The sequence below is a fragment of the Pseudomonas sp. GM60 genome (genome assembly GCF_000282415.1).
In the GTDB taxonomy this organism is placed as follows: Bacteria; Pseudomonadota; Gammaproteobacteria; order Pseudomonadales; family Pseudomonadaceae; genus Aquipseudomonas; species Aquipseudomonas migulae.
In genome coordinates this window covers 1-12,388 of record NZ_AKJI01000174.1, presented here as the reverse complement: position 1 = coordinate 12,388, position 12,388 = coordinate 1, and the positions used below count along the sequence as shown (strand labels likewise).

Genomic DNA, 12,388 nt, shown 5'->3' with positions numbered 1-12,388 from the left:
CCGGAGCGAGGGCATGGCGAGCATTAGCGAGCCACCGTACGTCAGGGGCGCGAGCGTTTGGTTACTTGGCGCTCTTCCAAGTGACCCGCCGTAAGGGCGGAACCAATAGCAGCAGCAACCGCAGAAACGGATATGTACACCAGCAAAAAAATCGTCGCCTGACACGCAGCAATCGCTGGCAAGCCAGCTCCTACAGGGGCCAAGGTGAACCCCGTGAGAGCAACGTCAATCTCAGGCCAGGCTCTCCACCGTTCAATTCAAAACGCAAAACACGAACAACCAAACGCCCCCCAAAATCCCTGAAAATCACTCACCGGTGCCGAAGACAATCGCGCCCGCTCATGGCTATGGGCATGTACGGCGCAAGCCCCGACACACTGATGAACCTGCGCCGTCATCGGCGCCAACGGTTTCCAATGGCCCGGCACGTTCACCACCGGTGACCATTCCGGCACCACCGGCACAGGCGGCGGCCCGAGTTTCTCGAACTCGGCGGTGCCATAGACAATCTTGCCGTCGACAATCGTCAGCACCGACTCGATCCACTTGACCGCTTCGTCCTCGATGTGGAAATAGTCCGCCGACAGCGCAATCAGGTCCGCCAGTTGCCCGACCTTGATCTGGCCTTTCTTGCCCTGCTCGGAAGAAAACCAGGCGCTGCCGTGGGTGAACAACTCCAGCGCCGTGTCGCGGCTCAAGCCTTGCGGATACAACTCCAGACCACCGACGGTGCGGCCGCTGACCAGCCAATACATCGAAGTCCAGGGGTTGTAGCTCGACACCCGCGTGGCGTCGGTGCCGGCACCGACCGGTACACCTTCGGCAAGCATGCGCGCGATGGGTGGAGTGTGTTCGGCAGCCTTGGCGCCGTAGCGATCGACGAAGTACTCGCCTTGAAAGGCCATGCGGTCCTGAATCGCAATGCCGCCGCCCAAGGCTTTGACGCGTTCGATGTTCTGCGGGGTGATGGTTTCGGCGTGGTCGAAAAACCATGGCAAACCGTCGAACGGGATGTCGCGATTGACCTTCTCGAACACATCGAGCATGCGACTGATGGATTCGTTGTACGTGGCGTGCAGGCGGAATGGCCAACGCTGCTCCACCAGGTGCCGGACCACTGGTTCCAGTTCCTGCTCCATGGTTTGCGGCAGGTCCGGGCGTGGTTCCAGGAAGTCTTCGAAATCCGCCGCCGAAAACACCAGCATTTCCCCGGCACCGTTGTGCCGCAGGAAATCGTCGCCCTGGCCGTAATGCGACGTGCCGGTCCAGTTTTTGAAGTCAGTCAGCTCTTCCTTGGGTTTCTGCGTGAACAGGTTATAGGCGATCCGCACCGTCAGTTGTTGGTCTTTGGCCAGTTGCTGGATCACCTGATAGTCGTCCGGGTAATTCTGATAACCGCCGCCAGCATCGATGGCGCTGGTGACGCCGAGGCGATTGAGTTCGCGCATGAACTGCCGGGTCGAGTTGACCTGGTGCTCCAGCGGCAGTTTCGGGCCTTTGGCCAGGGTCGAATACAGAATCATTGCGTTAGGGCGCGCGATCAGCATGCCGGTCGGGTCGCCGTTGGCATCTCGCTGGATTTCACCGCCCGGCGGGTTCGGCGTGTCGCGGGTGTAGCCGACCACTTTCAACGCAGCGCGGTTGAGCAGGGCGCGGTCGTAGAGGTGCAGCACGAACACCGGCGTATCCGGCGCGGCTTTGTTCAGTTCATCAATCGTTGGCAGGCGCTTTTCGGCGAACTGGAATTCGTTCCAGCCGCCGACCACCCGTACCCATTGCGGTGTGGGTGTGCGGTCGGCCTGATCCTTGAGCATCCGCAAGGCATCGACCAAGGACGGCACGCCTTCCCAGCGCAACTCAAGGTTGTAATTCAAGCCGCCACGGATCAAGTGCAGGTGCGAGTCATTGAGGCCGGGAATCACCGTGCGACCGTGCAGATCAATAATTTGCGTGCCGGGACCTTGCAGGGCCATGGCCTGAGCGTCACTGCCGACCACCACGAAGCGTCCGTCCTTGATCGCGACGGCGCTGGCCTGGGGTTTCTTGCGATCGACGGTGTGCAGGCGTCCGTTGTACAGAATGAGGTCGGCCGGGGCATCTGGCATGGTTTTACTCCCTGCGATTAGCGGGCTGATCCAGGCGCCGACGGCACCTGCCGTAAGGCCTTGCAGTACACGTCGACGGTTGAAACCGTCGTGCTCGTCAGGTGGGCTCATGCAGTGTTCTCCGCTCGGTTCTTTCATAGAAGAAAAAGGGGATAGAACAGCCGATGTCTGACGCATGCGGCCAGAAGGAATATAGACCGCAAATTCACCGACAGCCGTTTTCCAAAGATGAAAAACGACGAATCCCGCCACAAGGGGCGGGATTCGTATGCAGCCAGAGAGGCTCCCGAGCGCGGGAGCCGCCGTCTTAGCTTGGGAACAGCTCGGACAGTTTCATGGCCAGCATCATGTCGCCTTCAGCGCGCAGTTTGCCGCCCATGAACGCCTGCATGCCGTCGGTCGAACCGTCAACGATGCCTTCCAGGGTTTCGCCGTCCATCACCAGAGTGACCTGGGCGTCCGGGTTTTCGCCTTCTTGCAGTTCGCAGGTGCTGTTCTTGACGATCAGCGAGAAGTTCTTGGTGTCGTCGATGCGGAAACCGAAAACCAGGTCCAGGCCGGCAGCAGCGGCTGGGTTGAACTTGGCTTTCATTGCTTGTACGGCATCAGCTACGGAGGTCATGGTTCGATCCTTTCTTGGGTAATTAGAGCTGGGTGATTACAGCCAGGGTCACAATAGTCCGGACTCAGCGAAACGTGATGAGTTCCGGTGCTTTCAACAGTTGCAGGTGCGCATGACTGTTGAAAGAAGCCAGTGCCACCTCGCGACCACGGAATTTCAGCTGGTTGAGCGAGGTGTTGACGATTTGCCAGTTCAGTTCAAAGGCCTGCCTGGCGGGCATTTGCGTAATGAGGTGGAGCAGGGCAGTGATGGTGCCGCCGGAGGTGAACACGGCGATTTTCTGGGTGTTGTCGGCGCTTTCGAGGATGCGATGCAGACCGGCCTGCACCCGCTCGACAAAGCCCAGCCAGCTTTCCAGGCCCGGCGTGTCATACGTACCGGCCAGCCAGCGCTCGATGATCAGCGCGAAAATACGCTGGAACTCGGCGCGGTTTTGCGCGGCGTTGCGCAGGATGTCCAGCGCTTCGGGCTCATCGTCGAGCATGGCCGGCAACAGCGCGCGGATGACCGCGTCGGCGTCGAATTCGTTGAACGCGGAATCGATTTCCACGGTCGGCACCGGCAGGCCCACGGCCGCGAACTGTTCCAGCGCGCTGTTGGCCGTATGCTGCTGTCGGCGCAGGTCGCCCGAGAGGCAGCGGTCGAAGCTGATACCCAGTTCGGCGAGGTGCCGGCCGAGGACTTCTGCCTGGCGAATACCGGTCGGCGACAGGACGTCATAGTCGTCTGCACCAAAGGAGGCCTGGCCATGTCGAATCAAATAGATAGTGCCCACGTCCGCGTCATCCCGGTACGTTGAAGGTTCGGCGAGGTTATGAGGATGGCGGTGAGCTGTCAATGAAAAAACATACGCTTGTTTGAAATGCCCGTTACAGGCCTGTTGCCAGAGGTTTCACGGCTGGTCGCCAAGCCGGCGCATGGGTATGCTGATGGTATCCCGCGCGCGTTTATGCAGCGCATTGTACTGAAGGAGTGACTGTGGATTTTCTGTCCGAGTACGCCAGTTTCCTGGCTAAAACCGTGACACTGGTGATCGCCATTCTGGTGGTCCTGGCCAGTTTCGCGGCATTGCGCAGCAAAGGTCGACGCAAGTCGGCCGGCCAGTTGCAAGTCAGCAAACTCAATGATTTCTACAAAGGGCTGCGTGAACGCCTGGAGCAGACCTTGCTCGACAAGGACCAGCTCAAGGCCTTGCGCAAGGTCGAGGCTAAATCCGAGAAAAAGCAAAAGAAGAAACCCGAAGCAAAACCGCGGGTGTTCGTGCTGGATTTCGACGGTGACATCAAGGCATCGGCCACTGAAAGCCTGCGTCACGAGATCACTGCGCTACTGACCCTGGCCACGCCAAAGGATGAAGTGGTGCTGCGTCTGGAAAGCGGTGGCGGCATGGTTCACAGCTACGGCCTGGCATCCTCGCAACTGGCGCGCATCCGTGATGCGGGCGTGCCTTTGACCGTATGTATCGACAAGGTCGCGGCCAGTGGCGGTTACATGATGGCGTGCATCGGCGAGAAGATCATCAGCGCGCCGTTCGCGATTCTCGGCTCGATCGGCGTGGTGGCGCAGTTGCCCAACGTCAATCGCCTGCTGAAAAAGCACGACATCGACTTCGAAGTCCTGACCGCCGGCGAGTACAAACGCACCCTCACCGTGTTTGGCGAAAATACCGAGAAGGGCCGTGAGAAGTTCCAGGAAGACCTGGACATCACTCACCAGCTGTTCAAGAACTTCGTTTCCCGCTATCGCCCGCAACTGGCCATCGACGAAGTGGCGACCGGCGAAATCTGGCTCGGCATCGCGGCGCTGGACAAGCAACTGGTGGACGAGCTCAAGACCAGCGATGAATACCTCGCCGAGCGCGCGAAGAAATCGGAGCTTTATCACCTGCACTACGCCGAACGCAAAAGCTTGCAAGAGCGCATCGGCATGGCGGCCAGCGGCTCGGTCGATCGCGTATTGCTGAGCTGGTGGAGTCGGCTGACCCAGCAACGCTTCTGGTGATTTTTCAAAACACCGTCGCCTGAAAAATGAAACCGTGGATAGCCTCCACGGTTTTTTTTTGCCTCTCGCAAGGCCGCGCTTTCCGTGCGCATGCAGCGAAATTTCCTATCGTCACTGTCAATCGGTCCGGCTTTTTCGGCAGCCCAGGTTGGGTAGGGTGGTGTTCCTGAAATGATTGCAATGGAATGCACCATGAAAGAGCTCCCACATAACAACGCTGCCGGCCCGCATCCTGCGCCCTCTGCACGAATGCGAGACGAACTGAAAGCCGCGCTGGATATCGCGTTGCCCCAAACACCCGACCAGTTCGGCGAACACCTGATCAAGGAGAAATGGGGGCAGGAGATTGATCCGCAGACAGCCTTGCTGGTTACGCTTGATTACAACTACAAGGGCCATCCTGCCATTGATGGTACCGAGCAAGGGCAAGTGGCGAGCTCACGATCGCTGCTGCAAACGTTGTTATCCAACTATCAGTCTGTGGGTGACGGGCGTTTCGCTGAAACCGTGTTCGGCCTGTACACGCCGCCGGATATCGGGCCTGCCGTACGCATTGTGAAAAACGTCGATGAGTTCGCCGATCACGGCAGCGGCAATCACCAGACGTATGAAGGCATCTATCGCCAAACCACACCGCAAGTTTACGGGCCTTCAACGCAGATCAACCTGAGGCCTGCCGATTACAAGAAGTGGGTCTGGGAACTGGAACTGAAGGACTTGTACGAAGCGTATCTCGGTCAAGCCTGGCCAGCCGATGACGTACTTGTTGCAGCCGAACCTTACGCGCTGAGGACGTCGGTCAAAGCGGCGTTCGTCATGGCCGCCTGGTTGCAGTTTCATGAACAACGCCTGTCGCCAAAAGGCCTGGAACTGGCGATGCAAGCGGCGGGTTTACCACCCGATCAGCCATGGGAAACACTGACCACCGGGCAACTGCAAGCACCGACTCACGCGCCTTCCTCGGTCAGGATCGGCCGGTTAAAGCTCTACCGTTATACCGCGACCGATATCTGGGCCTTTCGCGACACCGCAAGCCCCAAAGTGCTGTTGTACATTCCCGGCAACTCTTCTCCGCTGCACGAATTCGCCGATGCCGTTCAACTGCACCAATGGATTGCCACTCAAGGCCGGGGGAGTAAGACCAAACAGGCTTTGGCCGTCCACTTTGCTGAAGATGACCGCGAAGACGGTACGTTTCATGCCGGTGTTCTAACGGCGCTGGATGGCATGGCGTTGTATCCGGCAAAACACTGGCTGACGAACAATGCCGGTTTTTTCAACAACGACGGCTACTGGGATCCGGACGAGTACATTGGCTACGACGATCCGGCATCTGACACCGATCCGTTTGCCCAGTGTGTGCTGACGATGAAGCAGGCAGCCGGGGCCAGCATCAAAAGCATCCGTGACGATGCCCAGGTCAATCGTGACAATCTAAGCGCGGTCGTTGAGCCGCTTGTGCAGTGGGTCAACCGCTTTGGGCCCTTGGCGTTGTTCGTTCCGGGAGGCGAGGGGATCTTGGCGCTGGCCGGGCTTATCGATGCGGGCTACGGCATTGATCAGGTGGTCAATGGCAAGACATCCAGCGAACGCTCAGAGGGCGTGACGCGCACTGTTTTTGGCTTGCTCAATGCCTTGCCGATCGTCGCGGAGGTGGCGCAAAAAGGTGACGCAGTCATCGTCGATTCAGCAGAGGAAGGCGCAAGGCCCGTGCCGGAAGTGGCCGTTGCCCCAACGCCTGGCCCTTCGAACGTGGTGCCGGCGACCCGCGTCGAACTCATGCGCGCAATTGGCCCCTCTGTGGCTTCGTTCAGCGATGAAGTGCTGACGCAGATCGGCAAGGTCAGCACGATTGACGACGACATGCTGCGGTTGATCCAGACTGGCCGCTCGCCGACGCCCTTGTTGGCTGACACCATCAATCGCTTCAAGATCGATCAGGATCTAGGGCCGGCCGGGGACCCAGTGCTATTCGGCCAACGTTACGCTGAACTTCAACGTTCAGAGCTTGAATGGGTCCGGTTGTTCCAGGAGCAGTACCCGGACCTGCCAACCAGCGCAATCGAACAAATGCTCGACCGCTATGGCGTGGATATCCAAAGAGCGCCCGAGATGGCCGAGGCCAGGCAGGTTTTCGCACGTCTGGACAGCAAGGCACGGCAATACCAACAGCATGTGCGGCTCAATCGCGCCTATGAAGGCTTTTATCTGCCCTCGGTGGTGAACGCCGAGACGGACAGGCTGGCATTGCACTCCTTGAAAAAACTGCCCGGCTGGCCCCAGGACTTGCGGATCGAGGTCCTCAACGGTTCGTCCACTGGCCGGGTTCTTGACCGTTGCGGGCCACTTGATACCCCGAACTTCCGATACGTCATCAAGGTGGGAAACCGTTACCTGCGGCAAGGCCGGCAAACGGATTTCTACGACGCGATCCTCGGCGTGCTGTCGGAGGACGAGCGCTCAGTGTTGCAACTCACGTCGCTGGATCCAGCCAGCGAGTTGCGGCTCAGCCTCGGCGATCATGCATTGTCCCGAACCGAAACCCTGCTTGGCTTGCAAAGGCTCGACTCCGGGTTGACCTTCGAGCGGCAGGGGCTGCGAGGTGGAGGCTACCCGACGACGCCACAAGGGGACGCCATGAAACTGCAGGCCACCCGGTTACAGATCAAGGACATTTACCCGGACTTCACCGACGCGGACGCGGATCAGGTCATACAGCGCGCGGGTGTATCCGTGCAGGCGCACATCGACGGGCTGAATCTGCAGTTGCACCAGCTCAACACCGAGTTGATTGACTGGGTCGATCAAGCCGCGCTAGACATTGCCGACATCGAACTTCCCTTGCTGGCCATGGGCGACGAAGCCGCTGCGGGTATGAGCCATGCACAAATCGCCGTGCACAATGCGCATGTCCTGCAAACGGGCTTGAATGAGGAGCGAGCGATCAGGACTGAGCTTGCCGTAGAGCTTGTCGCTATCTGGCAAAAACGCGGGCCACCGCTAAATCGCCTGTACTCAGGCGAGCAACTGCGCGGCGTCAGGCTCGATCTTGACTTCGAGAACTATCACCGATTGCCTGCCCTGAATGTCCGGTTGGACGATGTGATCGAATTGTCGATGCAAGGCTTCCATCTGACCGAAGAGGGCAGTTTGAACGGCTTTATCGAGAGCTTCCCGAATCTTGAGACGTTGAATCTGGAAAACGTAGACTTGCGTCATTTCTCCGAAGACGGCCACGAGGGGTGTGCCTTGCCGCCTGCGCTCTGCGGGTTGAGACACCTGTCCTCACTCAATCTGCGTGCCACCCAACTGGTATTCAGTGAGCGCGCCGCTTCACAACTGACCGACCTGCCCCGCCTGCAAAGCCTCGACCTGAGCGACAACCCGTTGGGCGTACCGCCGATGGTGCTCGGCTTGAACAACCTGCGCCGGCTCAACCTGAGGAATACCGGAATAAGTCGATGCCCGGTCGGGATCAAGCATGAGCCGTACCTGACCTCCCTTGATTTGCGCGATAACCAGATCACGCGGGTCCCCCAGGCAGTGCTGAACCAGGCCATCGCCAGGGATCGAGTGCTGCTGTGGAACAATCCGTTGACCGATGAAGACACGTTGCGGCGCCTGATCACGCATCGAGAACAAACGGGGATCAACTTATGGTTGAGTGCGGCGGGGGCTGACTATGGGAATCCGGCGGCCTGGCTGAACGGGACTGAAGCAGGGCTGCGCGATGCCCGGCTGCAAATCTGGCAGCGACTGGCGCTTAAGCCAAGAGGAGGCCGGTTTTTAGGGACCATGAACACATTGACGCTCACCCCGGATTTCCAGGTCAATTATCTGGACCTTCAGGCACGGGTATGGCGGATGTTGACGGAAGCAGACGCTTCGGAAGAATTGTGGGGGCGGTTGGCGCGGGATGTATCGATGCCGGAGGGCGCTTTCGATAACCCTCTTGCGGTTTTCGCGGCACTGGAAAACCGTGCGCAGCTATACCGGGACTGGGTGGCCTTGGGGCAACCGATTCCGATCGAGCGATAGCAGATTGGTGGAGCTGATAAAGCCCTGACCCCATGGGGTCAGGGCTTTATGTGGTCAGCGGCGACGGAACAGCGGCAGCGGTTCGTCGGTGGCGGCCTGATAGGTCACAGAGAAGTCCTTGAGACCTTCCAGGGCTTCGTACGGGTCTTTATCGGCGCGCACTGCAAACGCATCGAAACCGCAGCGATGCATGTAGAACAACTGGTCGCGCAGCACATCGCCGATCGCCCGCAGTTCGCCTTTGAAACCGTAACGGTCACGCAGGAGGCGGGCGTTGGAGTAGTTGCGGCCATCGGTGAAGGCTGGGAAGTTCAAGGCAATGACCTGGAAACTCGCCACGTCTTCACCGATTTCTTCAGCTTCTTCGTCGGCATCCAGCCACACGCCCAGGCCGCCGTCGCGGGCCAGGAGCATACGGCTGTGTTCGCGCCACAGCTGCAGCGGGACGATGTAGTCGTCGCAGTTGGTGATCTCGTCGATGTTGAAATCCTTGGGCAGCAAGTGCCAGGTTTCGTCGACGACTTCGTTGTTCTTAATTATTCGCTGCATAGACGCGTTCCTTGAAGAGGTCGATGCCAATACGCTGATAGGTGTCGATGAAACGCTCGTCTTCGGTACGTTGTTCGATGTACACGTCGATCAGTTTCTCGATCACGTCTGGCATGGCGTCCTGGGCAAAGGACGGGCCGAGGATCTTGCCCAGGCTCGCATCACGGCTGGCGCTGCCGCCGAGGGATACCTGGTAGAACTCTTCGCCTTTCTTGTCCACCCCGAGAATACCGATGTGGCCGACGTGGTGGTGACCACAGGCGTTCATGCAGCCGGAGATGTTCAGGTCCAGTTCACCGATGTCGAACAGGTAGTCCAGATCGTCGAAACGGCGCTGGATCGATTCGGCGATCGGGATCGACTTGGCGTTGGCCAACGAGCAGAAATCGCCGCCAGGGCAGCAGATGATGTCGGTCAGCAAACCGATGTTCGGCGTGGCGAAACCTTGCTCGCGCAATTCGCCCCACATGGCGAACAGTTGGGACTGTTCGACGTCGGCCAGAATGATGTTCTGCTCGTGGGACGTACGCAGTTGACCGAAGCTGTAGCGATCGGCCAGGTCGGCCACGGCGTCGAGCTGCTTGTCGGTGATGTCGCCCGGCGCAACGCCGGTCGGCTTCAGGGACAGGGTCACGGCAACATAGCCCGGCTTTTTGTGCGCCAGGGTGTTACGGGTACGCCAGCGGGCGAAGCCCGGGTGTTGCTTGTCGAGTTCGGCCAGTTCGGCAGTCTGGTTGTCCAGCGCCTTGTAGTCCGGGTCGACGAAGTGTTTGGCGACGCGATGCACTTCGGCTTCGGTCAGCGTGGTCTGGCCACCGCGAAGGTGTTCCATTTCCGCGTCGACTTTCTGCGCGAAGACTTCAGGCGTCAGGGCCTTGACCAGAATCTTGATCCGCGCCTTGTACTTGTTGTCACGACGGCCATAGCGGTTGTACACGCGCAGGATGGCGTCGAGGTAGCTCAACAGGTCTTGCCACGGCAGGAATTCATTGATGAACGCCCCGACCACCGGCGTACGACCGAGGCCGCCACCGACCAGCACACGGAAACCCAGTTCGCCAGCGGCGTTGTGCACCGGCTCAAGGCCGATGTCGTGGACTTCGATGGCCGCACGGTCGGAAGTCGAACCGTTGATGGCGATCTTGAACTTGCGCGGCAGGTAAGCGAATTCCGGGTGGAACGTAGTCCACTGGCGGACGATCTCGCACCATGGGCGCGGATCGATCAACTCGTCGGCAGCGACACCGGCGAACTGGTCGGTGGTGACGTTGCGCAGGCAGTTGCCGCTGGTCTGGATTGCGTGCATCTGCACGGTCGCCAGCTCGGCAAGGATGTCCGGGATGTCTTCCAGCGCCGGCCAGTTGAACTGCACGTTCTGGCGGGTGCTGATGTGGGCATAGCCCTTGTCATAGTCGCGGGCAATCTTCGCCATCATTCGCGTCTGGCGCGAAGTCAGCTGGCCGTAAGGCACCGCCACTCGCAACATCGGCGCGAAGCGTTGGATGTAAAGCCCGTTTTGCAGACGCAGAGGGCGGAATTCTTCTTCGCTCAGCTCGCCTGCCAGATAGCGTCGGGTCTGATCACGGAACTGCTTGACGCGGTCCTCGATGATCCGCTGATCGTACTCGTCGTATACGTACATATAAGTCCTGTTCTCAGGCTTGGGCCGGTCGGATCCAGTTGCGTTTTTCGCCTGGAAAGTCTCCGATACTGCCTCGGCAATTCTGCGCGCACGGCCGCGCACTCCCAACGGAGCCGGGGCAAGATACCAGTTTGGAGTTATGCGCAAAAGTGATGTTTGAGTATATGTAAAGAACCAAATCGACTAACGAGAATCGTTATTACTAAACCCGTATTTGTGGTGTGGGCAATCATCGTCTTAACTGTGGTCGAGTCTTTATGCAATCACCGATAAAACCGACAAGAGGCGATGCAATGAGCAACCCTACCAAAGCTTCAAAGCCTGACAGTACGGTCGATGCCTGGGCCATTCTGTTTCTGATCATTCTGGTCGTGGGGACAGCGGTATTCTGGGTCAGCCATCAATAACCGACCCCGTCCGGGCCCGGTCCCGACAATTGTCGGACAAAAACTGCAATAAACGCCGTTTTACGGGTGTTTGCTGGCTATAATGCGCGGCGAATTTCCGGGGGCTCGGACGATCAATGTCGAAGTTTTTCTACACCTTCCTGTTGCTGCTCGGCACGGTTTACGGCCCTGCTGCGCGTGCGGAATCGGTGTTGTTCCTGAATCCCGGGGAAACTGACGAAGCCTTCTGGGTCAGCTATTCGCAATTCATGCAAGCGGCCGCCACGGACCTGGGTATCGACCTGCGGATTCTCTATTCCCGGCGCATGCCGGAACTCACGCTGGCGCAAGCGCGCCGTGCACTGCAAGGTCCCGATCGTCCGGACTATCTGATTTTCGCCAACGAACAGTACATTGCCCCGCAAGTGTTGCGCCTGGCGCAAGGCAGCGGCGTGAAACTGTTTATGGTCAACGCGTCGCTGACGGCCAACCAAATGAGCCTGCTGGGTGAACGCCCTGATCGATTGGGCAGCCTGGTGCCCAACGACGAGGAGGGCGGTTACCTGATGGCCAAGGAGCTGATTCGCCAGCATCCGCCCGTGGCGCCTGGTCAGGTGATCGAGTTGCTGGCGTTCTCCGGCCTGAAGATCACGCCGTCGGCGCAACTGCGTGAGCAAGGCATGATGCGAGCGCTGGCCGAGCACCCGCAAGTGCGTTTGCGGCAACTGGTTTACAGCGGTTGGACCCGTAATCGCGCTTATGAACAGGCAAAGTTGCTGTTCCGGCGCTACCCGAAAGTCTCGCTGGTGTGGTCAGCCAATGACGAAATGGCGTTTGGCGCCATGCAGGCGTACACGGAGGCGGGCGGTGTGCCCGGAAAGGACGCATTGTTCAGCGCGGTCAATACTTCGACGGCCGCGTTGCAGGCGAAGGTCGATGGAAAGTTGAGCGTATTGTTGGGCGGGCATTTCACTTTGGGCGGTTGGGCGCTGGTGCAGGTGCATGACCTTGATCGGGGCGTGGACATCAGCCGGTACGGCGGGCG

At 59.1% G+C, this 12,388-nt stretch carries 8 protein-coding genes; 3 read left to right on the top strand and 5 right to left on the bottom strand.

Annotation, left to right across the window (positions count from 1 at the left end; translation table 11 throughout):
- Positions 1 to 257: 257 nt before the first annotated feature.
- From PMI32_RS00310 to PMI32_RS00320, 3 genes are all read right to left on the bottom strand, one after another.
- Positions 258 to 2,105, bottom strand: coding sequence for an amidohydrolase (locus tag PMI32_RS00310; protein WP_032829262.1), 1,848 nt, complete (start codon positions 2,103 to 2,105; stop codon positions 258 to 260).
- A 307-nt stretch (positions 2,106 to 2,412) separates the two neighbouring features.
- A complete protein-coding gene (locus tag PMI32_RS00315) occupies positions 2,413 to 2,727 on the bottom strand; it encodes an SCP2 sterol-binding domain-containing protein (RefSeq protein ID WP_007976511.1) in 315 nt (104 codons plus the stop codon).
- Positions 2,728 to 2,791: 64 nt separating this feature from the next.
- A complete protein-coding gene (locus tag PMI32_RS00320) occupies positions 2,792 to 3,502 on the bottom strand; it encodes a histidine phosphatase family protein (protein WP_008035704.1) in 711 nt (236 codons plus the stop codon).
- Between the two features lie 203 nt (positions 3,503 to 3,705).
- Here PMI32_RS00320 and sohB point away from each other — a divergent pair, with 203 nt between their 5' ends.
- Both sohB and PMI32_RS00330 read left to right on the top strand, forming a co-directional pair.
- The gene (sohB, locus tag PMI32_RS00325) at positions 3,706 to 4,728 is read left to right on the top strand and encodes a protease SohB (protein ID WP_008035703.1); all 1,023 of its coding nucleotides are present in this window, start codon (positions 3,706 to 3,708) and stop codon (positions 4,726 to 4,728) included.
- A gap of 192 nt (positions 4,729 to 4,920) precedes the next feature.
- Positions 4,921 to 8,766, top strand: coding sequence for a dermonecrotic toxin domain-containing protein (locus tag PMI32_RS00330; RefSeq protein WP_008035702.1), 3,846 nt, complete (start codon positions 4,921 to 4,923; stop codon positions 8,764 to 8,766).
- 54 nt (positions 8,767 to 8,820) lie between these two features.
- On the opposite strand, the gene PMI32_RS00335 is transcribed toward PMI32_RS00330, so the two are convergent.
- Both PMI32_RS00335 and PMI32_RS00340 read right to left on the bottom strand, forming a co-directional pair.
- Positions 8,821 to 9,315, bottom strand: coding sequence for a DUF934 domain-containing protein (locus PMI32_RS00335; protein WP_008035700.1), 495 nt, complete (start codon positions 9,313 to 9,315; stop codon positions 8,821 to 8,823).
- Positions 9,299 to 10,957 carry a nitrite/sulfite reductase gene (locus PMI32_RS00340; RefSeq protein ID WP_008035698.1) on the bottom strand — a complete coding sequence of 553 codons (1,659 nt, stop codon included), beginning with the start codon at positions 10,955 to 10,957 and terminating at the stop codon, positions 9,299 to 9,301. The genes PMI32_RS00335 and PMI32_RS00340 overlap by 17 nt, the downstream gene beginning before the upstream one ends.
- Positions 10,958 to 11,480: 523 nt before the next feature.
- On the opposite strand from PMI32_RS00340, the gene PMI32_RS00345 reads away from it, so the two are divergent.
- Positions 11,481 to 12,388: ABC transporter substrate-binding protein (locus tag PMI32_RS00345; RefSeq protein ID WP_008035694.1), on the top strand; the 908-nt coding region annotated here is incomplete at its 3' end.

Bases quoted from the DNA above. Each gene is read 5' to 3' on its own strand.
- PMI32_RS00310 (WP_032829262.1), bottom strand. From the start codon at position 2,105: ATGCCAGATGCCCCGGCCGACCTCATTCTGTACAACGGACGCCTGCAC.
- PMI32_RS00315 (WP_007976511.1), bottom strand. From the start codon at position 2,727: ATGACCTCCGTAGCTGATGCCGTACAAGCAATGAAAGCCAAGTTCAAC.
- PMI32_RS00330 (WP_008035702.1), top strand. From the start codon at position 4,921: ATGAAAGAGCTCCCACATAACAACGCTGCCGGCCCGCATCCTGCGCCC.
- PMI32_RS00335 (WP_008035700.1), bottom strand. From the start codon at position 9,315: ATGCAGCGAATAATTAAGAACAACGAAGTCGTCGACGAAACCTGGCAC.
- PMI32_RS00340 (WP_008035698.1), bottom strand. From the start codon at position 10,957: ATGTACGTATACGACGAGTACGATCAGCGGATCATCGAGGACCGCGTC.